Source organism: Streptomyces sp. NPDC006624, assembly GCF_040611555.1.
Classification (GTDB): domain Bacteria; phylum Actinomycetota; class Actinomycetes; order Streptomycetales; family Streptomycetaceae; genus Streptomyces.
This window is the reverse complement of the sequence record NZ_JBEXOM010000001.1, coordinates 392,151-413,666: the sequence shown is the minus strand read 5'-3', so window position 1 is coordinate 413,666 and position 21,516 is coordinate 392,151. Positions and strand designations below refer to the sequence as shown.

The window sequence follows — 21,516 nt, the reverse complement described above, 5'->3', positions numbered from 1 at the left end:
GTACCGGGCGTACCCGCCTCCGGGCGAAGCGAGGGGCGGGGGCTGCTCTGGTTCCCGGGCTCGGGGGTGATCGTTGTCACGAGGTGGTTCCTGGCTGGTTCGGTGCCGACGGGGTGGGCCGGTCAGCGCTTGAAGGTGACCGGGAGCCTGGCGGGCGCGGCTCCGGTCGGCGGGACCTGGAGGGACTTCAGTGCGAACTCCATGACCTTCTTGTAGACGGGGCCGCAGATCTGCCCGCCGAAGTAGCTGCCGCGGGTGGCGTTCTGGATGGCGCAGTAGACGGTGACGCGGGGCTTGTCGGCGGGGGCGAAGCCGGCGAACGACGACGTGTAGCCGCTGTACTTGCCGGTGGCCGGATCCACGCGGTTCGCTGTGCCCGTCTTGCCCGCGACGCGGTAGCCGGGGATGCGCGCCTTGGTGCCGGTGCCCTCCTCGTCGTCCACGACGGACTCCAGCATCCGGGCGAGGGTCTTCGCCGTCTTGGCGCTCACGACCCGCGTCTTCTCGGGCTTCGGGGCGGGGGTGAAGCGTCCGTCGGGCCCCTTCGCGCCGCGCACGAGCGTGGGCTCGATACGGACGCCGCCGTTGGCGATGGTCGAGTAGACGGACGCCGCCTGCATGGCGTTGATGGACACGCCCTGGCCGAAAGGGATCGTGTACTGCTGCGAGGTGGACCACTTGTCGGGGGGCGCGAGGATGCCCTTGGTCTCGCCGGGGAAGCCCAGGCCGGTGTAGCCGCCGAGGCCGAACCGGCGCAGGTAGTCGTAGAGGACCTTGTTGGCTTCGGCCTGCGTCTTGCCGAGCTGGCCGGTGGCGAGGATGGTGCCGATGTTGCTGGACTTGGCCAGGACGCCGTTGAGCGTCAGGTACCAGGTCGGGTGGTCGATGTCGTCCTTGAACAGCCGGTCGCCCCGGTGCAGCCGGTTGGGCACGACGACATGGGTCATCGGGGTGGCGGCGTTCTCCTCCAGGACGGCGGCCATCGACATGACCTTGGCGGTGGAGCCGGGCTCGAAGGCGTCCTGCAGGGCCGCGTTGCCGAGGGCGGCCGGGTCGGCGTCGGACAGGTCGTTGGGGTCGAAGCCGGGCGAGTTGGCCATGGCGAGGATCTGGCCGGTGCGGGTGTCCTGGACGATCACATAGCCGCGGTCGGCCGCGGACTCCTCCACCTGGTCGGCGATGGCCTTCTGGGCGGCCCACTGGATGTCGCGGTCGATGGTGAGCTCGACGTCGCTGCCCGGCACCGCGGGGGTCTCGGTGGCGCCCCCCGCGGTGGGGACGAGGCGGCCGCCGGACTGGGCGTAGCGGATCTTGCCGTCCTTGCCGGCGAGCTGCCTGTCCAACTGCAGCTCGATGCCGCCGCCGGGCTTGCCCTCGCCGTTGACCCAGCCCAGTATCCCGGCGGCGAGGTCGCCGTTGGGGTACACGCGCTTGCTGGTGGCGACGGAGAAGACGCCCGCGAGGACGTTGCGCGCGGACTCGTCCGTCTCCTCCTTCTTGGCGAGCGCGGACTTCAGGTCCTTGATCTGCTTCCAGACCTGCGGGGTCTGGCGGGAGGCCAGCTTCACGTACCGCAGCGCCTTGTTCTCCGGGCGCAGCTTCTTGACCAGGGTCTCCTGCTCCTGGCCGAGGATCGGCGCGAGGAGGGCGGCCGCCTGCTCGGGTCCGTCGCCGGTCTTCAGCTTGCCGGGGGCGAACATGGTGGGGTCGGCGGTGATGTCGTAGGCGTCCTCGCTGGTCGCCAGCGCCACGCCGGAGCGGTCGGTGATCTCGCCCCGGTCGGCGGCCAGCACCTGCCCCACGTACCGGTTCTGCTCGGCCTTCGCGGCGTACGTGCCGGCGTCGACGGCCTGCACCTGGAACAGCCGGATGACGAACGCGATCATGACCAGGGTCAGCGCGAGCCCGATCAGGCGCAGCCGGGGCCGGGGGCTGCCCAGCCGGAGCTGCTTGGGTGCGGCCGGCCGTCCCGGTCCGGGCCGCCGGGCGGGCCGGGCGGCGGGCCCGGTCCGGCGGCGGGCGTCGGGGCGCGCGGGCCTGGCGGGGCCGGGCACACGGCGGCGCGGCGGTTGCCTGTCGGACACTTCCGTCACCTGCCGGGGGTCGATACGGGGCCGTCGGGCATGGCCTCGGGGGCGAGGACCAGGGGGACGTCGCCGGAGGTCCGCCGCACGCCCGGGGCGGGGCTGGGGACGCCCTTGACCGTGCCGTCGGGCATGAGGAAGGCGGGGTCGCCGCCGGGGACCATGCCGAGCTCGCGGGCGCGGCGCTGCAGGGCCTCGGGGGCGGAGTAGGCGTCGATGTCGCGCTGGAGGGCCTGCTCCTCGTCGGTGAGGTTCTTGGTCTCGCGCTGGAGGTCGTCGAGCTTGAACGCGCCTTCGCTGAGGGCCGAGTTCAGCACCAGGAGGCAGATCAGGCCGCCGCCGAGCAGCAGGACCACGAGGAGCACGAACGGCGTGCGGGCGGCCTGCCCGGGGCCGGTCGGGAAGAGCCGCGCGAGACGGGCCGCCCTCCCCTTCAGTTCGGGTTTACTGCTCACTCACGCTCCCTCGGTCCAAGACGGCCACCCGTGGCTCACTCGGCGTCCTCCCTGATGCGCTGGGCGCCGCGCAGCCGCGCCGGCGCCGCCCGCCGGTTCTCGGCGATCTCCTCCTCGGTGGGGAGTTCGGCACCGCGGGTGAGGAGCTTGAGCCGCGGCTGGTAGCGCTCGGGCACCACGGGCAGCCCGGGCGGCGCGGTGGTGGCGGCGCCCGCGGCGAACACCTGCTTGACGAGCCGGTCCTCCAGCGAGTGGTAGGACAGCACCGCGATCCGCCCGCCCACCGCGAGGGTCCTCACGGCGGCCGGGATCGCCCGTTCCAGCACGGACAGTTCGCCGTTGACCTCGATACGCAGGGCCTGGAAGGTGCGCTTGGCGGGGTTGCCGCCGGTGCGCTTGGCCGCCTGCGGCAGGGCGTCCCGGATGAGTTCGACCAGCCGGGCACTGGTGGTGAACGGCTCCTTGGCCCGCTCGCGCACGATCGCGGAGACGATCCGCTTGGCCTGCTTCTCCTCGCCGTACGCCCGCAGGATGCGCACCAGTTCGCCGGGCGGGTAGGTGTTGAGGACCTCGGCGGCGCTGACGCCGGTCGTCTGGTCCATGCGCATGTCGAGCGGGGCGTCCTGGGCGTAGGCGAAGCCGCGGTCGGCCTCGTCCAGCTGCATGGAGGAGACGCCCAGGTCGAACAGGACGCCCTGCACGCGCGCGATGCCGAGCCGGTCGAGCACCTCGGGGAGTTCGTCGTAGACGGCGTGGACGAGGGTGGCGCGCTCGCCGTGCGGCGCGAGGCGCTCGCCGGACAGGCGCAGGGCCTCCTTGTCGCGGTCGAGCGCGACCAGGCGGACGTCCGGGAACCTCTCCAGCAGCGCCTCGCTGTGGCCGCCGAGGCCGAGGGTGCAGTCGACGACCACGGCGTCGGGGCCCTCCAGGGCGGGTGCCAGCAGGTCCAGGCACCGCTGGAGCATCACCGGGACATGTCGGCTCTGCCCCTCTCGCCCACCACCGCCCTCAACCGAATGCGCTTCGCGCCCCATGTGATTCGGGCCCTCTCAGATCCGGCGGGCCGAACGCACCGCCGGGTCCCCGCCCTCCCCCAGCTTCTGGGGGACCCCCGGTGAAGGGGAGGCCTGCCGGCGCCGGAAGCGTCAGCCGACCGGGAGCGGGAGGAGGCCGAGCCGTACGTACGCGCCGCGCACGCGGGGAGATCGCCGGTCGTCGCCGGGGTCTCCGAGGATAATCAGTCCAGCGGGGAGTCTGGTCTCCCGCTTCGCGTCACTTTAGTCCACCCTGTCTCCCGGTCAATCAACCGCCCTGCGCGTCGCGACCGTCGGCACACGCCCCTTGTGGGTTACCTCACTACAAGTCCCGTTGTCGTTCTTTGTCCTCTTTCACAGCGGGCTGAAAAGCGACGTGACCAGTACCGTCATGGTTATGACGACTTCTGCATCGGTTCCCACTGGCCCTCACGCCGCGACCACCGGCGGCACCGTCACCGACCGGCTCGTGGAGGCGAACCAGCGTTATGCGCAGGCCTTCACCGACCCCGGCATGGACGCCCGTCCCGTGCTGCACGTCGCCGTCGTGGCCTGCATGGACGCCCGCCTCGACCTGCACGCCGCGCTCGGCCTGGAGCTCGGCGACTGCCACACCATCCGCAACGCGGGCGGCGTGGTCACCGACGACGTGATCCGCTCCCTCACCATCAGCCAGCGCAAGCTGGGGACGCGCAGCGTGGTCCTGATCCACCACACCGGCTGCGGTCTGGAGAGCCTCACCGAGGACTTCCGCAACGAGCTCGAGGCCGAGGTCGGCCAGCGCCCGGCGTGGGCGGTGGAGTCCTTCCGGGACGTCGACCAGGACGTGCGGCAGTCGATGCAGCGCGTGCGCACCTCCCCGTTCGTGCCGCACACCGACGATGTGCGGGGATTCGTGTTCGACGTGCGGACGGGCCTGCTGCGCGAGGTCGACCCGGCCTCCTGAGGGGGACGTCGGGCCGGGGCTCTCCCGCGCCTTTGACCAGCAGTTCGTGGGCGGTCCACCCCGCGCGGCCACCCGCTGAAGCTGTCGGCATCCTGTCAGTCACACGCGTGAAAGGCCGCAAGACCGACATATCGCGGCCAGTTGTCCACAGTCGAGTGACACGAATCGGTAACGGCAGCAAGAATGCGGGTGTGGCCTCACGCGGAACTTTTCACGCGTGGTGCCCGTGGTTCGGGGTGGGCCGGTCCGCGTCGTGCGGCGTCGGCCCGGGAGAATGGGGTATCCCGTGCTCCCTGGGAGTGTGGGAAAGGCCGAGGAGGGCCGGGTGACGACCTATGACGATCGAGGGAGCCATGGGGGTCCCCCCGCCCGAGATTTCTCGAGCGTGGGGGATGATCTGACCGCCGTGGTGGAGCGCGTGCGGGATTCGGTGGAAGGCGTGATCGAGGGCAAGCCCGAGGTCGTCCGGCTCTCACTGACCGTCCTGCTCGCCGAGGGACATCTGCTGATCGAGGACGTCCCGGGCGTCGGCAAGACGATGCTGGCCAAGGCGCTCGCGCGGTCCATCGACTGCTCGGTGCGGCGCATCCAGTTCACGCCCGACCTGCTGCCCTCCGACATCACCGGGGTGTCCATCTGGGACCAGCAGCGCCGCGACTTCGAGTTCAAGCCGGGCGCGATCTTCGCGCAGGTGGTGATCGGCGACGAGATCAACCGCGCCTCGCCCAAGACGCAGTCCGCGCTCCTGGAGTCGATGGAGGAGCGCCAGGTCACCATCGACGGCAAGACCTACGAGCTGCCCAGCCCGTTCATGGTGGTGGCGACGCAGAACCCGGTCGAGATGGAGGGCACCTACCCGCTGCCCGAGGCCCAGCGCGACCGCTTCATGGCCCGGGTCTCGGTCGGTTACCCCAGCCCGGAGGCCGAGCTGCAGATGCTGGACGTGCACGGCGGCGTCTCACCGCTGGAGGACCTCCAGCCGGTGGCCCACGCGCACGAGATCCTCAAGCTGATCGAAGAGGTCCGCGGCGTGCACGTGGCCGAGCCGGTCCGGCGCTACGCGGTGGACCTGGTCGGCGCCACGCGCACGCACCCCGACCTCAGACTGGGCGCCTCCCCGCGCGCGACGCTGCACCTGCTGCGCGCCGCCAAGGCGTCCGCGGCCCTCAGCGGCCGGGAGTACGCGCTGCCGGACGACGTCCAGGCCCTCGCCGTCGCCGTCCTGGCCCACCGTCTGCTGCCCACCGCCCAGGCCCAGCTCAACCGCCGCACGTCCGAGCAGGTCGTCGAGGAGATCCTGCGGAGCACGCCGGTCCCGGCGGCACCGCAGCAACAGCAGAGCGGCTTCGCCGTGGGCCGTACGGCACCGGTGTATCCCTCGCATCCGCCGCGGAGGCTGTGATGACCACCGCGGGGGCGGGGCAGGCGGAGGCCGACCGGGGCGAGAAGGGCGGCATCCGCACCGCCCTGGCCGGTCTGACCACCCGCGGACGCTCGTTCCTGGCCGCCGGCATCGCGGCCGCCGTGTGCAGTTACGTGCTCGGACAGAGCGACCTGCTGCGCGTGGGCCTGCTGCTGGCGGTGCTGCCGCTGGTGTGCGCGGCGGTGCTGTACCGCACGCGCTACCGGGTCGCGGGCAGCCGCCGCCTCTCCCCCGCGCGCGTGCCGGCCGGCAGCGAGGCCCGGGTCCACCTGCGGATGGACAACGTCTCCCGGCTGCCCACGGGCCTGCTGATGCTCCAGGACCGGGTGCCCTACGTGCTCGGCCCCCGGCCCCGCTTCGTGCTCGACCGGGTGGAGGCGGGCGGCCGGCGCGAGGTGTCCTACCGGGTCCGTTCCGACCTGCGCGGCCGCTACCCGCTGGGCCCGCTCCAGCTGCGCCTGACCGACCCGTTCGGCATGTGCGAGCTGACCCGCTCCTTCTCGTCGTACGACACCCTGACGGTGATCCCGCGCGTGGAGCCGCTGGCGCCGGTGCGGCTGAGCGGCGAGGCGAAGGGGTACGGCGACGGGCGGCAGCGCTCGCTCGCGCTGGCCGGCGAGGACGACGTGATCCCGCGCGGCTACCGCTACGGCGACGACCTGCGCCGTGTGCACTGGCGCTCCACGGCCCGCTACGGCGAGCTGATGGTGCGCCGCGAGGAGCAGCCGCAGCGGGCCCGCTGCACGGTGCTGCTCGACACCCGGGGTATCGCCTTCCAGGGCGCGGGCCCCGACGCGGCCTTCGAGTGGGCCGTCGCGGGCGCCGCGTCCGTACTGGTGCACATGCTGGAACGAGGCTTCTCGGTGCGGCTGTTGACGGACACCGGCACCGTGGTGCCCGGTGAGGGCGGGGACGGCTTCGCGGGCGCGAGCCAGGAGACGGCCGACGCGGCCGGGCTGATGATGGACACCCTCGCGGTGATCGACCACTCCGACGGCGCCGGGCTGTCCCGGGCCTACGACGTGCTGCGCGGCGGCGGCGAGGGGCTGCTGGTGGCGTTCCTCGGCGACCTGGACGAGGAGCAGGCGGCCGTGGTGGCCCGGATGCGCCGGCGCAGCTCCGGAGCGGTCGCCTTCGTGCTGGACAGCGCGGCCTGGGTGCGGGAACCGAGCGATGTGCCCGGTCCGTTGGAAGAGGGCGAGGAGCGGCTGCGTCTGCTGCGCGAGGCGGGGTGGACGGCCCTCGGCGTGCCGCGGGGCGCCTCGCTGGACGAGCTGTGGCGGCTCGCCGACCGGGAGCGCAGGGGCGTGGCCGCCGCGGGCGGCGGGGAGGGAGCCTGATGAGCGGGCGGGTACGACTGACCCTGAGCGCCTGGGCGGCCACGCTGATGGCCGCATGTGCCCTGCTGCCCCTCGTCGAGCCGGCCACCTGGATCGTGCAGGCGGCCTTCCTGCTGGCCGTGCAGGCCGGCGTGGGCGCAGCGGCCCGCCGGGTGCCGCTGGCCCGCCCGCTGACGGTGGCGGCGCAGGCCGTGGTCACCGTCGCGATGCTGACGTTCGTGTTCGCCCGTGAGCAGGCCCTGGCCGGGTTCGTCCCCGGCCCGCAGACTCTCGACCGCTTCGCGCTGCTGCTGCAGCAGGGCGGGGAGGACATAGCGCGGTACGCGATCCCGGCGCCCCTGGAGTCCGACGGCATCCGGCTGATGCTCATCGGCGGGGTGCTGGTCATCGGGCTGCTGGTGGACACCCTCGCGGTGACCTTCCGCAGCGCCGCCCCGGCCGGGCTGCCGCTGCTGGCGCTGTACTCGGTGGCGGCGGGACTGTCCGACGGGGGCTCGGACTGGCTGTGGTTCGTGATCGCGGCGGCCGGCTACCTGATGCTGCTGCTGGCCGAGGGACGGGACCGGCTCTCGCAGTGGGGCCGCGTCTTCGGCGGTGCTCCGCGCACGGCGGGCGGGGAGCACGGCGGCGCGCGCGCCCCGGTCCGCACGGGCCGGCGCATCGGCGTGGTCGCGCTGGGCATCGCCTTGGTGGTGCCCCTCGGCCTGCCCGCGATGAACGGCGGCCTGCTGGACTCGGTGGGGGCGGGCGCGGGCACCGGCGCGGGCGGCGGCGGCACGATCTCCGCCGTGAACCCGCTGGTGTCGCTGCGGGACAACCTCAACGCGGAGGAGGACCGGCAGGTGTTGTCCGTGAGGACGAAGATGCCGGACGTCTCGGACCTGTACCTGCGGATCGTGTCCCTGGACGACTTCGACGGCACCACGTGGAAGCCGTCCCGCCGCTCCATCACGGCCGTCCCGGACGGCACGTTCCCGCCCCCGGGCGGCCTCGGCCCCGAGGTGAAGCGCGCGGAGGTCGACACCACGATCTCGGCGGCCGACTGGTACGCCCAGGACTGGCTGCCCATGCCGTACCCGCCGAGCGGCGTGCGGATCCCGGGCAACTGGCGCTACGAGCCCGTGGGCATGACCCTGGTCGGCGACCACGGCCAGAACACCCGCGGGCTGACCTACCGGGTCTCGAGCCTGGACATACAGCCGACGGCGAAGCAGCTTGCCTCGGCGGGGCCGCCGCCCGAGGACGTCGTGCGGGACTTCACGGAGCTGCCCGACTCGCTGCCGGCGGCGGTGGCCCGCACGGCCCGCCAGGTCACCTCGGGGGCCGCCAACCCGTACGACCAGGCGGTCAAGCTGCAGGACTGGTTCGCCGTGACCGGCGGCTTCGAGTACGACACGCAGGTGCAGGTCGGCAGCGGGTCGCAGGCGATCGCCCGCTTCCTGCGGGACAAGGAGGGCTTCTGCGTGCACTTCTCCTTCGCCATGGCGTCGATGGCCCGCTCCCTGGGCATACCGGCCCGGGTCGCGGTGGGCTTCGCGCCCGGTTCCCCGCAGGCGGACGGCTCGGTGTCGGTCGGGCTGCGGGACGCGCACGCCTGGCCCGAGCTGTACTTCGAGGGCGTGGGCTGGACCCGCTTCGAGCCGACGCCCAACCGCGGCTCGGTGCCCCGGTACACGCTGCCGGACACCCCGGACAGCTCGGCACCCGAGGCGGCGCGTCCCTCGGAGTCGGCGTCCTCCGCCCCGTCCGCGGCCCCTTCGCGGAGCGAGGGCTGCACGCCGGAGCAGAAGAGGCTGGACGGCGGCTGCGCCAGCGAGTCTCCGCAGGCGGCGCTCCCCACGGACGACGGCGGCCCCAAGTGGTACGCGCTGCTGGCGTGGGCGCTGGCCGGTCTCGCCGTGTCGGCGCTCCCGCTGGCGCCGATGCTGTGGCGGCTGCGGACCCGCTCGGTACGGCTGGGCGCGCACGGCCGCGGCGAGGGGGACGCGGCACCGCACACGCTGGCCGTCTGGCGGGAGCTGACCGACACGGCGTGGGACTTCGGCATCGCGCCGGACGAGTCCCGGACCCCGCGGAGTACGGCGGCCCGTATCGTCCGCCTGGGCGGGCTCGACGAGACGGCGGCGGCCTCGGTGCACCGGGTGGCGAACGCGGTGGAGCAGGTCCTGTACGCGCCCACTCCGCGCCTGACGCCAGGCCTCACGGACGACGTCCGCCGCGCGACGGCCGGGCTGAGCGCCGCGGCCGGCCGGACCGCCCGGCTCCGCGCGCTGCTCGCCCCGCGTTCCACCGTTCGCGTGGTGTGGGCGGTGTCGGCCTGGTGGTCGGGGCTGCGGGAGCGGGCGCTGGCGTTGCGGCCGACGTGGCGGAAGGCGTCGGGGCAGCAGGGCTGAGAGCCCACGGCCGGGAGACGGGCGGCAGAGCCGCCGCGGCGGCCGAGCGGCGGCAGGCGGGGAGATCGGCGGGACTGTGGCCGGCCGGGCGTGAGGGACGTCCGGCCGGCCTTCGCCGCGCCCGCTGGTCCCGGGGAGAACGCCGGCGAGTGTGCCGGGGCTGCCCGAGCGGCGGCTCACGGGTGGTCGCGGGCATGCGTCAGGGGGTGACCACCGTCGGTGGTCACCCCCTGACGAACGTGTTCACACAGGCCTGGAGAGCTCGCGCGAGGGGCTAATGGCCGCCCTGCTCGTCGCGGCGCTTCTGCCAGCGCTGTTCGATGCGGTCCATCATGGAGCGGCGCTGGCGGCCCTGGCCCCGGGCGTGGGGCCCGGTCCCGCCGGCTGTCTGCTCGCCCGGCTTGGGGGCCTTGCGCCAGCCGGTCACGGCGAGCACCGCACAGCCCAGCATGACGAGGAAGCCCACGACGCTGAGCCAGACCTGCTGGGCGACCATACCGGCCATGAGGAGCGCAATACCTACGAGGAAGCCCGCGACCGCCTGGTAGACCCGCCGCCGGGTGTACGTACGCAGCCCGCTTCCCTCAAGCGCCGACGCGAACTTGGGATCTTCGGCGTACAGCGCTCGCTCCATCTGCTCGAGCATGCGCTGCTCGTGCTCCGAGAGCGGCACGGAGTCCTCCTCATCGTGCAGTCGCCGGGGCGACCCGGGGGGTCTCTTCAGGATAGGCAGGGAATCGCCCCCGTGAAACCCGCCCCTCTGCGCCAATTGGCCAACCGGAACCCGTCGTGACGCACCGGCTCGCTGAGGCTTCCATTCCCCGGCGGCCGACCCGTCATGCCGGAACGGTCTCCCTCGATCATACGGCGCCAAGCCCCCATTCGGGGGGCCTGTGGCGTACTCCATGCGCAGCCAAGGCGCTGATCAGCGGTGGTGCCCCAGGAGCGGCTCAGGTCCCGGAGGCCTCATCGGCCTCATTCGTCCCAGGCGTCCCAGACGCCCCGCCGGTCTCGCCCAGCACGTGGAGCTGGGTGGCCACCGCGTGGAAGGCCGGAAGCTCGGCCGCGGCCTCCTCCAGCTTCAGCAGCGCTTCCAGGGCACCGGGCTCGGTGTCCACGAGCACGCCGGGGACGAGGTCGGCGAAGACCCGCACGCCGTGCACGGCGCCGACGCGCAGGCCCGCACCCTCGACCAGATCCGTCAGCTGCTCGGCCGTGAAGCGGCGCGGGACGGGGTCACCCGTGCCCCATCGGCCGTTCGGGTCGTCGAGGGCGTGCCGGGCCTCCTTGAAGTGGCCGGCGAGGGCGCGGGAGAGCACGGCACCGCCGAGCCCGGCCGCGAGCAGGCTGAGGACGCCCTCCGGGCGCAGCGCCGCCACCGCGTTGCGGACGCCCTCGGCCGGGTCGTCCACGTACTCCAGGACGCCGTGGCAGAGCACCACGTCGTAGCCGCCGCGCTCGGCCACGTCGAAGAGGCCGTGGGCGTCGCCCTGCAGGCCCTTGACCCGGTCGGCGACACCGGCCTCGGCGGCGCGGCGCTCCAGGGCGAAGAGCGCGTTGGGGCTGGGGTCGACGACGGTGACACGGTGGCCGAGCCGGGCGACGGGCACCGCGAACTTGCCGCTGCCGCCTCCGGTGTCGAGCACGTCCAGCGACTCCCGGCCCGTGGCCTTGACGCGGCGGTCCAGGGCGTCCTGGAGGACCTCCCAGACCACGGCGGTACGGAGTGAGGCGCGGGGTCGCATCGGGTCCGACACGGCAGTTGACTCCTCGGCGGGGCACCGCCTCTTGCGCGGCGGAGCGAACGGGCTGCCTTCCCGGTCCTGGCGCAGGAGGTGGGAAGACTTCAGGCGTCCCCCACCCTATTGCCTCGGGCGGGCGGACCCGTATGACCGGTACCGGCCCGCCGTGCACCCGCCCAGGCGGGCATCCGGCGCGGACCGGAGCGGCGGCCGTCCCGCCGGGGCGCCTCAGCCCGCGTCCGGCATGTCGCGTCCCGGTCCGGGCCCCTCCGGCCGGTCGTGGTCCGCCCGCGGCTGGGGAAGGACCGGCTGGAGGACGAGCATGCGCTCGACGAGGCGCAGGAACATGGCCACGTCCCGTATCAGGTCGTCGGCGTCCCGGCTGGTCGCCGCGCCCTGGATGCCCGCCTCGGCCCGGGCGCGGCGCCGGGCGCCGGCGGCGAACAGCGCGCTCCACTCGGTCAGTTCGGGCGCGATCTCGGGGAGCACTTCCCAGGCGCTCCGGATCCTGGCCCGGGCCCGGGACGAGGTCTCCGGCCGCCCCCGGGCGGCGAGCACGGCGGCGGCGGTGCGCAGGGCGGCGAGATGGGCCGTCGCGTAGCGCTCGTTGGGGGTCTCCAGGACGGTGGCCTCGTCGAGGCCCGCGCGGGCCTGGGCGAGCAGGTCGAGGGCCGCGGGCGGGGCCGCCGCCCTGCGCAGCACGGGGTGGACGTCGCTCGCCGGGCCGGTCAGTGAGGGGGCAGGGCCGGTGGCGCGGCGCCGGCGGGCGGCTGCTGCGTGGTAGCTGGCCATGACGAACCTCCTGTCGTCTGTGTGACGGCATGTCCGTTACGGAGTGCCGTATGTGACCCATCGTGAGGTATGGCACTGACAATCCGATCTGACCTGCGGTTTTGCCTCGCTCGTAGGTTCGGAGTAGTTTTTGCACTGACCAGTCAGTTTAAATATGCCGTACACATGCACACACAGGGGAGACTCGTGGGGGAACCGTTGGGAGGGGTGCGGATCGTCGCCGAGGGCCTCGGGATCAAGGGGCCCAGGGGATGGGCGGTCCGCGGGATCTCCGTCGACGCCGGGCCGGGATCGCTCGTCGCGGTGGAGGGACCGTCCGGCTCAGGCCGGACGTGCCTGCTGCTCGCACTGACGGGCCGGATGAAGATCACGGAGGGCACGGCGACGGTGGGCGCCGTCGGACTGCCGAAACACCTGTCGGCGGTACGGCGGATCAGCGCGCTGGCGCACGTCCCGGGGGTCACCGACCTCGACCCGGCCCTGACCGTCGGGGAGCACCTGCGCGAACGGGCTCTGCTGCAGCGCCGGTTCGGGGACTCCCTGCGCGCGCTGCTGCGGCCCCGCGCCGAGCGGGCGGCCGCGTCCGGGCAGCTCGTCGACGAGGCGCTGGCCGCCGCCGGACTCGACCTGGAGGCGCTGCCCAAGGGGCCGCGCACCGCCGTACGCGATCTGGAGCGGCTGGAGGCCCTGCGGCTGTCGATCGCCCTGGCGCTCATCGGCAGGCCGCGGCTGCTCGGCGTCGACGACACCGACCTGAAGCTCTCGGACGGCGAGCGCACCGAGGCGTGGGCCCTGCTCAGGTCCCTCGCGCGGGCCGGGACGACGGTCGTGGCCGTGTGCAGCGAGGCCCCCGAGGACGCCGTCCGGGTGTCCACACAGGGCGGCCAGGGCGGCCAGGGCGATGAGGGCGACCGAACCGGTCAAGGCGGCGGGGACGACCGCGGCGCCCGGACCGCCGACGGCGGCGAAGCCCCCGGCGAGACCGCCCCCGGCGCCCGGACCACCACCGACGGCGCCACCGACCAGCGCGACGGCGCCACCGACCAGCGAGAGGAGAAGGCCGATGCGATCGCCGAGACTGGCCGCGCTTGAGCTCCGCCGCTTCGGCCGGGGCAAGCTGCCGCGCGCCGCGCTGGTGGCGCTGCTGGTGCTGCCCCTGCTGTACGGCGCGCTGTACCTGTGGTCGTTCTGGGACCCGTACAGCCGGCTGGACCGGATCCCCGTGGCGCTCGTGAACGACGACAGGGGGGCGACCGCCGACGGGAAGAAGGTCACGGCGGGCGACGACATCACGGAGCGGCTGCGCGACAGCAAGACCTTCGACTGGCGGGAGGTGAGCGCCGCCGAGGCCCGCAGGGGCGTCGAGGACGGCACCTACTACCTGTCGCTCACCATGCCCGCCGACTTCAGCGAGCGCATCGCCTCCAGCTCGGGATCGTCCCCGGAGACCGGCGCCCTGCAGGTGCGCACCAACGACGCGAACAACTACATCGTCGGGCAGATCTCGCGGACGGTCTTCGGCGAGGTGCGGCAGGCCGCGTCGACGAAGACCTCCCGGTCCTTCCTGGACAGGATCTTCGTGTCGTTCTCCGACATCCACGGCAAGACCGTGGAGGCCGCCGAGGGCGCCGACAAGCTCAAGGGCGGCATCGGGAAGGCCGAGAAGGGCTCCAAGGACCTCGCGGACGGCCTGCGGAACGCCAAGGACGGCAGCGGCAGGCTCTCCACGGTCCTGACGAAGCTCACCCGGGGTGCGGGCGCCCTGGAGACCGGGGCGAAGGGCGTCGCGGACGGCACGCAGCAGCTCGCGGACAAGGTCGACGGCACGGCGGCCAAGGTCGGTCCCTTCCTGAAGGACAACGAGAAGAGCATCGGGGACTCGGCCCAGCTCGTCGCCGACACCTCCGGGGTGATCCGCAAGCACCTGGACACCCTGGTGAAGACGGCCCCGACCGCCGCCAAGGACGTCCGCGCGGCGTCCGGCACGCTGGCCGACGTCCACGCCCGGCGCTGCGCGGACCCCGTGCTGCCCGACGCCGCCTGCGCCGACCTGAAGAAGGCCAAGGACGCGGCCGCCGACGTGACGCTCATCGCCGACGACCTCAACACGCTGATCGCGGACCAGGACGGCGACCTGGAGACGCTCGACAAGAACCTCGCCGTCCTGCAGAAGCGGTCCCAGGCGCTCGCCGACCGCGCGCCGCACCTCTCCGAGGACCTCGACGACGCCGTCAAGAAGATCAACAAGCTGAACGACGGGGCGGGCAAGGTCGCCGCCGGCGCGAAGAAGCTGCACGTGGGACTCGGCAAGGCGAAGACCGGTGCGATCGACCTGAACAAGGGCGTCGGTGAGCTGAAGACGGGCGCGGACGACCTCAACGGCGGCATCTTCAAGCTCGTCGGCGGCTCGGGCAAGCTCGCCGGCGGCCTGCACGACGGGGCGGAGAAGATCCCCGACTACGACGAGCAGGAGCGCGACCGGCGCACCCAGGTCATGGCCGACCCCGTGCGGCTGGCCTCCCACGACCTGCACAAGGCCCCGAACTACGGCACCGGCTTCGCCCCGTACTTCATCCCGCTGTCGCTGTGGGTGGGCGCGATGGTGGCGTACATGCTGATCACGCCGATGAACCGGCGCGCGCTGGCCGCGGGCGCCCCGGCGTGGCGGATCGCGCTGGCGGGCTGGCTGCCGGTGGTGGCGATCGGGGTGCTGCAGACGGTGGCGCTGATGTCGGTGCTGCACTGGGCGGTCGGTCTGGAGATGGCGCGTGCGGCGGGGACGGTGGGCTTCCTGTTCCTGGTGACCGCGTGCTTCGCGGCGATCGTGCAGTGGCTGAACGCCCGCTTCGGGGCGGCGGGGCGGATCCTCGTCCTCGCGCTGCTGATGCTCCAGCTGACCTCGGCGGGCGGCACGTACCCGGTGCAGACCAGCCCCGGCTTCTTCAACGCGCTGCATCCCTTCCTGCCGATGAGCTACGTCGTCGAGGCCCTCAGGAGGCTCATCACGGGCGGCGGTCTGGAACCGGTGTGGCACGCGTGCGTGGTGCTGACGGCGTTCACCGCGGGCGCCCTGGCGCTGACCGCCCTGGCGGCCCGCCGGCGCGAGGTGTGGACGCTGGACCGGCTGCACCCGGAGCTGAGCCTGTGAGCCCCGCCGCACCTCGCGGAAGGGTCCCTGTGAGCCCGTCCGTCACTTCTCCCGGAAAGGTTCCTGTGACAATCGGGGCCATGGAAAGCAGCAGTGCCGCGTCGGGCGGCAGCACGCGCCGCGAGGCCACCCGGCAGAAGCTCTACGAGGCGGCCGTCACGCTCATCGCCGAGCAGGGGTTCTCCGCCACGACCGTGGACGAGATCGCCGAGCGTGCCGGGGTCGCGAAGGGCACCGTCTACTACAACTTCGCGAGCAAGTCCGTCCTCTTCGAGGAGCTGCTGCGGCACGGAGTGGGGCTCCTCACCGCCTCCCTGCGGGAAGCGGCCGAGCGGACCGCCCGGGAGGGCGGCGGCAAGGTCGACGCCCTGGACGCGATGATCCGCGCGGGCCTGGTCTTCATCGACCGCTACCCGGCCTTCACGCAGCTGTACGTGGCCGAGCTGTGGCGCACCAACCGGACCTGGCAGTCCACGCTGATGGTGGTCCGGCAGCAGGCGGTCGCGGTCGTGGAGGACGTGCTGCGCGACGGCGTGGCGGGCGGTGAGCTCAGCGAGGAGATCGACGTCCCGCTGACGGCGTCCGCGCTGGTCGGCATGGTCCTGGTGGCCGCGCTGGACTGGAAGTCCTTCCAGCCGGAGCGCTCCCTGGACGACGTCCACGCGGCCCTGTCCCGGCTGCTCCAGGGACGGGTCAGCGGCTGCCGCTGACGGCGGAGCGGGCGGGCTCCGCGAGACGGGCGGGGCGGGGCGGTCGGAGGCACGGGACCGGCGGCACAGGCGAAAGCGCCGGTCCGGTGTGGCCGCGTCCCCCGCGGGCCACCCCGAACCGGCGCCTTCCGTGCTCCCCCGTTTTCTCCTGCTCCCCCGTGGAACCCCCGCAGGACCCCCGTTGCGGTCGTCCCCCGGTTTCTCCCCCGTGCCTCGCTCCCGCCGACACGTCGGCGGAAGGAGCGGATCGCGGGCCGGCTCCGTTCCGGCGCCCCGTGTCGCCGGTGCCGGAGCCGTGCCCCTCTCCGTGGCTCCACTCTCTCGTTCGCGCAGGTCCCGCCCCATCCGCGCGCGTACTCAACTCCCCCACTAGGTACACGTACTCAGTCCTGCGCACCCGGCCCCAGAGCGCTCCGCCGCCTGGTCACGAAACGCCTGCGCGCCCGTACTCGGAGGACCGCCGCCGGGGACCGCCGACGAGGACTCCTCCCGGCGAGGACTCCTCCCCGCGAGGACTCCCGGCGAGGGCTGCCGGTGGCGGCGGATAAAGTCCCTGGCATGGCACGGATTGCGGTGATCGGCGCCGGGATGGGCGCACTGGCGGCCGCCGCCCGGCTGGCCGTCGCGGGCCACCGGGTGGCGGTGTACGAGCGGACGGACACGTACGGCGGGGCGCTGCGCCGCTTCGAGCGCGACGGGTTCTCCTTCGACACGGGCCCGGGGCTGCTCCCGCTGCCCGCCGTCTACCGCGACCTGTTCGTCAAGACCGGCAAGGAGCCGCTGGAGGCGTGCGTCGAGCTGGTCCAGGCGGACCCGTCGTCGCGGCACGTGTTCGCGGACGGCACCGCCGTCTCGCTGCCGAACGCCTCCCGCGCGGGCGTGGTCGCCGCCCTGGACGAGGCGCTCGGCGCGGGCGCGGGCGCGCGCTGGGGCGACTTCCTGGTCCGGGCCCGCGAGGCGTGGGACCGTACCCGGCGCCCGCTGCTGGAGGAGCCGCTCTGGCCGAACTGGCGGGTGCTGGCCGAGCGCGAGCCCTACCCGGCGGTGCCCCACAAGCGGCTGCTGCGTACGCGCCGGGCCGGCACCCTGGCGGAGATCGGCGCCTGGGAGCTGCGCGACCCGCGCCTGGCGGCGCTGCTGGAGAGCCACGCCCTCGCCTGGGGCCTCGACCCCCGGACGGCCCCGGCGAGCGCCGCCGTGCTGCCGTACATGGAGCACGCCTTCGGCACGTGGTACGTGCGCGGCGGTCTGCGCGAGCTGGCGCGCGCGGTGTACGAGCGGTGCCTGGCCCGCAGGGTCGAGTTCCACTTCGGCGCCGACGTCACCGGTGTGCTGGAGAAGGACGGCCGCGTGTCGGGGATCGAGCTGGCCGACGGGGCGGTCGCGGAGGCGGACGTCGTGGTCGCCGGTGTGGCACCCGGCACCCTGGACCGGCTGACGGCGGGCCAGGTGCTGCGCGGCGGGGGCGAGGTGCCGCCGCAGCCCGCCGCGGCCGCCCGGCTGACGGTGCTGCTCGCCCTGCGCGGCTCCCGTCCCGAGGGCACCGCGCACCGCACGGTGGTGCACACGCCCGACCGCGAGGCGGAGCTGGACGCCCTGTTCTCCGCGGCGGCGCCCGGCGCCGAGCCCACGGTCACGGTGCTGCGGCCCGACGACCCGCGGCCGGCCCCCGAGGGCCATGAGGCGGTCACGCTGTCGACGGTGGTGCCCGCGCGGCCGGACCTGCCCTGGGACGACCTCGCCGCCCGCGTGATCGCCGTCGCCGGACGCGCCGTGCCGGACCTGCGCGACCGTCTGCTGTGGCACGAGGTGCGCACCCCCGCCGACATCGCCGAGTCCACGGGCGCGGAGGGCGGCGCGGTGCCCGTACCGGCGCTGGCCGCGGCCGGGGGGCGGCTGCTGCATCCGTCCGGCACCACGCGTGTGCCCGGCCTGTTCACCGTCGGCGGCTGGGCGCATCCGGGGGGCGGGCTGCCGCACGCCGGCATGTCGGGCGCGCTGGTGGCGGGGCTGATCGTGGAGGGCCCGGACTTCCGGGGCTCGCAGTGACCGGCCGGTGAGCGGAGCGGTTCAGAAACGGTACTGCTCGTCGAAGCCGTTGCCCTGCGGCTGCTGCTGACCGCCCTGGTAGGGGTAGGCCTGCTCGGGCGGGAGTTCCTGCCCGTACTCGTCGGTGCTGCGCTGCTGCGGTACCCACACGCCGTCGGGCGGGGCGGTCTCGCCGCCGTACGTCCCGGCGTACTGGTCCTGCTGCGGGTAGCCCTGCTGGCCGTAGTACTGCTGGTCGCCGTAGCCGGTGTCGTACGAGGTGCCGCCGTAGGCCGACGAGCCGATGTACGGGTCGGAGTAGGCGGCGTACTGCTGCTGGCCCGTGGCGTCGTAGGACTGCTGCTGGCCGTAGCCGGAGTAGTCGTAGGCGTAGGACTGGTCGCCCTGGGCGGCGTACTGGTCCTGGGACTGGCCCTGGTAGCCGGTGTCGCCGTAGACGCCGTAGGAGCCGGTGTCCTCGGGCAGGGGCTGCGGGGCGTAGACGGCGGTGGACTCGGCGGCCGCGCCGGGGCGCGCCGGGGTGAAGACGTCGTCGCGGTCGTAGTCGTCGTCCTGGCCGTAGCCGGCGCTGTCGCGGCGGTGGTCCGCGCCCTCGTCGTCGTAGCCGTCGTCGGCGGCCTCCAGGCCGGAGACCTCCAGTGTCGGCTCCTGGCGGCCGCGCTCGGCGCGGCGGCGCTTGCTGCCGCCCAGCGCGGGCGCGTTCATCGCCCAGCCCGCGGAGAAGCCGCTGCGGAACGAGAGGGTGACGTAGGTCTGCCCGACCGCGAACGCGGCGGCGCCCAGGCCGATCACCACGACCTGGGAGATCAGGACGCCGACGACGACGCCGAGGAAACCGCCGAAGGCCAGCAGCCGCCAGCGCAGCCGCGCCTTGTACTGCAGGAGCACCTCGCCCAGCAGCCACAGCGCGACGATGCCGAACGCGATGTAGAGGACCGTCCAGCCCATGTACGCCCCTCTCCCAGTGGCCGTTACGCAGTGTGTCGTATACCGGTGCGAACGGTCTAGGCCTGCGGTGGGTGGTGCAGGCCCAGGTTCTCGTAGATCTCCAGGGTCGCCGTGGAGTTGTTGAGCGTGATGAAGTGCAAGCCGGGTACTCCCTCGGCGAGCAGCCGCGCGCAGAACTCCGTGGCGAATTCGATGCCAATGGAGCGTACAGCGGCCGGATCGTCCTGCGCTGTGAGGATCCGCTCTTTCAGGGCGGCCGGGAACGCGGCGTTGGTGAGGGAGCCGATCCGCTGCAGCGTCTTCACGCTGGCGATCGGCATGACCTCGGGGATGATCGGGGTGTCGCAGCCGGCGGCCGAGACGCGGTCGCGCAGCCGCAGGTAGTCCTCCGGCTGGAAGAACATCTGCGTGATGGCGTAGTCCGCGCCCGCGCGGCACTTGTCGACGAAGTGGCGGACGTCGGTGTCCCAGTCGGTGGACCGCGGGTGCATGGCGGGGAAGGCGGCGACGCCGACGCAGAAGTCGCCGGAGGCCTTGATCAGCTCGACGAGTTCGGCGGCGTACGCCAGGCCGCGCGGGTGCGGCACCCACTCGCCCATCGGGTCGCCGGGCGGGTCGCCGCGCAGGGCGAGCATGTTGCGGATCCCGGCGTCGGCGTACTGGCCGATGATGTTGCGCAGGTCGGCCACCGAGTGGTCGACGGCGGTGAGGTGGGCGATCGGCGTGAGGGTGGTGTCGGAGGCGATCGCCTCGGTGGCCTTGACGGTGCCCGCGCGGGTGGAGCCGCCGGCGCCGTAGGTCACGGAGACGAAGTCGGGCGCGACCGCCTCCACGCGCCGCAGCGCGTTCCACAGCATCCGCTCGCCCTTCGGGGTCTTCGGGGCGTAGAACTCGAACGAGTACGTCGTCTTGCCGGTCGCGAGCATGTCGCGGACGGTGCGCGCGTGGTCCGATCTGACGGATGCGGTGCCGAGGGCCATACGGGCAGGTTAGCCAGGGGTGGTCCGTCCCCCAACCGGGCGCCGACAATTGCCCTGTTTGTCCACTTGTTGTCCACCCCTTGGACAATCCGTCGTCAGGACGCCTCCCGCACCCGCGCGGCGAAGGCGGCCGCCGCCGCGCCGGGGTCGTCGGCCTCGGTGATCGCCCGTACGACGACGACGCGCCGGGCGCCCGCCTCCAGGACCTGGTCGAGGTTGCCGAGGTCGATGCCGCCGATGGCGAACCAGGGGCGGTCGGTGCCGAGGGCGGCGGTGTACCGGACGAGGTCCAGGCCGGGGGCGTGGCGGCCGGGCTTGGTGGGGGTGGGCCAGCAGGGGCCGGTGCAGAAGTAGTCCACGCCCTCCTGGGCGGCGGCCGCGGCGGCCTCCGGCCCGGCGTGGGTGGAGCGGCCGATCAGGACGTCGTCGCCGAGGATCGCCCGCGCCGCGGGAACCGGCAGGTCTCCCTGGCCGAGGTGCAGCACGTCGGCGCCGGCGGCGTGGGCGACGTCCGCGCGGTCGTTGACCGCGAGCAGCTTGCCGTGCCGGGCGCAGGCGTCGGCGAGGACGGCCAGGTGCTCCAGCTCCTCGGCCGCCTCCATGCCCTTGTCGCGCAGCTGCACGATGTCCACCCCGCCCGCCAGCACGGCGTCCAGGAACGCGGCGAGGTCGCCCTGCCGCTTGCGGGCGTCCGTGCAGAGGTAGACCCGGGCGTCGGCGAGGCGGGCTCGGGCGGCGGTGGCGGCGGTGCCGGGCATGGGGTCCCCCTGGGTGTTCGGTGGCGCACGGGTGCGCCCGCTCGGATCGTCGGCATGCCCGGCGGCCGCGCCGCTCGGGCAGGTGGCGTGCCGCGCGGATGCGCCCCGGTGCCGCTGCGGCCGCCCCGGGCACCTTACGCCCGCTCCACGCCTGCTCCCCGGACGGGGCACGGCCCGGGAAAGGGCATGGCTGGGAAAGGCACGGCCCGCCCCCGGGCCGTGGCCCGCGTGGGCCACGGCCCCACACCGGGGGGTCGTTCGGGCCCGGTTCCGCGCACGCGGCACCGGGCGGTTGTCGGTCGTCGAGGTCGGGTCAGACAGCGAGCGCCTGGGCGCGGCGCTTCACCTCCGTGCCGCGATTCTCACTCAGGGCCTGCGCGGGGGTGCCGGGCAGGCTGGGGTCGGGAGTGAAGAGCCACTCCAGCATCTCTTCGACCGTGAAGCCGTCGTCCCGCAGGAGCGTCAGGGTCCCGGACAGGCCCTTGACGACCTTGTCCCCGTCGATGAAGGCGGCGGGGACGTGCAGCGCGCGGTTCTCACCGCGGCGTACGGCGATGAGCTGGCCCTCCTTGACCAGCTGCCGGACGCGCGTCACCTCGACGCCGAGCATCTCGGCGATGTCGGGGAGCGTGAGCCAGGCGGGGACGAGAGCATCGATCTTTGCGTCAATCTCGGTCACGGAAACAAGCCTGCCATCCGCCACTGACAGTCGGA

The 21,516-nt window shown here is 73.6% G+C and carries 18 protein-coding genes; 8 read left to right on the top strand and 10 right to left on the bottom strand.

The features are described 5' to 3' along the window. Positions 1-122 precede the first annotated feature (122 nt). The 3 genes from ABZY20_RS01875 to rsmH are packed head-to-tail and all read right to left on the bottom strand — an operon-like array spanning position 123 to position 3,573. On the bottom strand, positions 123-2,084 hold the full coding sequence (locus tag ABZY20_RS01875; protein ID WP_356435127.1) for a penicillin-binding protein 2: 1,962 nt from the start codon (positions 2,082-2,084) through the stop codon (positions 123-125). A 5-nt stretch (positions 2,085-2,089) separates the two neighbouring features. After that, entirely contained in the window at positions 2,090-2,539 is a 450-nt protein-coding gene (locus ABZY20_RS01870) for a septum formation initiator family protein (RefSeq protein WP_356435126.1), read from the bottom strand. A 35-nt stretch (positions 2,540-2,574) separates the two neighbouring features. Further along, positions 2,575-3,573: a 16S rRNA (cytosine(1402)-N(4))-methyltransferase RsmH gene (gene rsmH / locus ABZY20_RS01865; RefSeq protein ID WP_356435123.1), complete on the bottom strand. Its 999-nt coding sequence runs from the start codon at positions 3,571-3,573 to the stop codon at positions 2,575-2,577. Between the two features lie 397 nt (positions 3,574-3,970). On the opposite strand from rsmH, the gene ABZY20_RS01860 reads away from it, so the two are divergent. The 4 genes from ABZY20_RS01860 (at position 3,971) to ABZY20_RS01845 (ending at position 9,675) form a co-directional block, all read left to right on the top strand. Continuing rightward, entirely contained in the window at positions 3,971-4,519 is a 549-nt protein-coding gene (locus tag ABZY20_RS01860; protein WP_356435121.1) for a carbonic anhydrase, read from the top strand. 385 nt (positions 4,520-4,904) lie between these two features. After that, a complete protein-coding gene (locus ABZY20_RS01855) occupies positions 4,905-5,921 on the top strand; it encodes a MoxR family ATPase (protein ID WP_356435120.1) in 1,017 nt (338 codons plus the stop codon). Continuing rightward, positions 5,921-7,282 (top strand): DUF58 domain-containing protein, encoded by a 1,362-nt coding sequence (locus ABZY20_RS01850; protein WP_356435118.1) that lies wholly within the window; start codon positions 5,921-5,923, stop codon positions 7,280-7,282. Before ABZY20_RS01855 ends, ABZY20_RS01850 begins: the two co-directional genes overlap by 1 nt. Beyond that, positions 7,282-9,675, top strand: a complete 2,394-nt coding sequence (locus ABZY20_RS01845; protein WP_356435115.1) for a DUF3488 and transglutaminase-like domain-containing protein — start codon at positions 7,282-7,284, stop codon at positions 9,673-9,675. Before ABZY20_RS01850 ends, ABZY20_RS01845 begins: the two co-directional genes overlap by 1 nt. Before the next feature lie 274 nt (positions 9,676-9,949). Here the strand turns inward: ABZY20_RS01845 and ABZY20_RS01840 are convergent, their stop codons facing one another. From ABZY20_RS01840 to ABZY20_RS01830, 3 genes are all read right to left on the bottom strand, one after another. Continuing rightward, positions 9,950-10,348, bottom strand: a complete 399-nt coding sequence (locus tag ABZY20_RS01840) for a DUF3040 domain-containing protein (protein ID WP_356435113.1) — start codon at positions 10,346-10,348, stop codon at positions 9,950-9,952. A 277-nt stretch (positions 10,349-10,625) separates the two neighbouring features. After that, positions 10,626-11,432, bottom strand: a complete 807-nt coding sequence (locus ABZY20_RS01835; protein WP_356435110.1) for a methyltransferase — start codon at positions 11,430-11,432, stop codon at positions 10,626-10,628. Positions 11,433-11,645: 213 nt separating this feature from the next. Then, positions 11,646-12,209 carry an SAV_6107 family HEPN domain-containing protein gene (locus ABZY20_RS01830; RefSeq protein ID WP_356435108.1) on the bottom strand — a complete coding sequence of 188 codons (564 nt, stop codon included), beginning with the start codon at positions 12,207-12,209 and terminating at the stop codon, positions 11,646-11,648. Positions 12,210-12,374: 165 nt separating this feature from the next. On the opposite strand from ABZY20_RS01830, the gene ABZY20_RS01825 reads away from it, so the two are divergent. The 4 genes from ABZY20_RS01825 (at position 12,375) to ABZY20_RS01810 (ending at position 18,116) form a co-directional block, all read left to right on the top strand. Next, entirely contained in the window at positions 12,375-13,301 is a 927-nt protein-coding gene (locus tag ABZY20_RS01825; RefSeq protein ID WP_356435105.1) for an ATP-binding cassette domain-containing protein, read from the top strand. Then, positions 13,273-15,357 (top strand): YhgE/Pip domain-containing protein, encoded by a 2,085-nt coding sequence (locus ABZY20_RS01820; RefSeq protein ID WP_356435102.1) that lies wholly within the window; start codon positions 13,273-13,275, stop codon positions 15,355-15,357. The genes ABZY20_RS01825 and ABZY20_RS01820 overlap by 29 nt, the downstream gene beginning before the upstream one ends. Before the next feature lie 80 nt (positions 15,358-15,437). Next, positions 15,438-16,067 carry a TetR/AcrR family transcriptional regulator gene (locus tag ABZY20_RS01815; protein ID WP_356435100.1) on the top strand — a complete coding sequence of 210 codons (630 nt, stop codon included), beginning with the start codon at positions 15,438-15,440 and terminating at the stop codon, positions 16,065-16,067. A gap of 558 nt (positions 16,068-16,625) precedes the next feature. After that, entirely contained in the window at positions 16,626-18,116 is a 1,491-nt protein-coding gene (locus ABZY20_RS01810; protein ID WP_356435097.1) for an NAD(P)/FAD-dependent oxidoreductase, read from the top strand. A gap of 21 nt (positions 18,117-18,137) precedes the next feature. On the opposite strand, the gene ABZY20_RS01805 is transcribed toward ABZY20_RS01810, so the two are convergent. The 4 genes from ABZY20_RS01805 to ABZY20_RS01790 form a co-directional block, all read right to left on the bottom strand. Next, positions 18,138-19,064 (bottom strand): hypothetical protein, encoded by a 927-nt coding sequence (locus ABZY20_RS01805; RefSeq protein ID WP_356435094.1) that lies wholly within the window; start codon positions 19,062-19,064, stop codon positions 18,138-18,140. A 56-nt stretch (positions 19,065-19,120) separates the two neighbouring features. Beyond that, a complete protein-coding gene (gene metF / locus ABZY20_RS01800; RefSeq protein ID WP_356435091.1) occupies positions 19,121-20,044 on the bottom strand; it encodes a methylenetetrahydrofolate reductase [NAD(P)H] in 924 nt (307 codons plus the stop codon). Between the two features lie 95 nt (positions 20,045-20,139). Beyond that, a complete protein-coding gene (thiE, locus tag ABZY20_RS01795) occupies positions 20,140-20,802 on the bottom strand; it encodes a thiamine phosphate synthase (RefSeq protein WP_356435088.1) in 663 nt (220 codons plus the stop codon). Between the two features lie 313 nt (positions 20,803-21,115). Beyond that, complete coding sequence (locus tag ABZY20_RS01790; protein WP_356435086.1) at positions 21,116-21,481, bottom strand: Rv2175c family DNA-binding protein; 366 nt, start codon at positions 21,479-21,481, stop codon at positions 21,116-21,118. Positions 21,482-21,516: the final 35 nt, after the last annotated feature.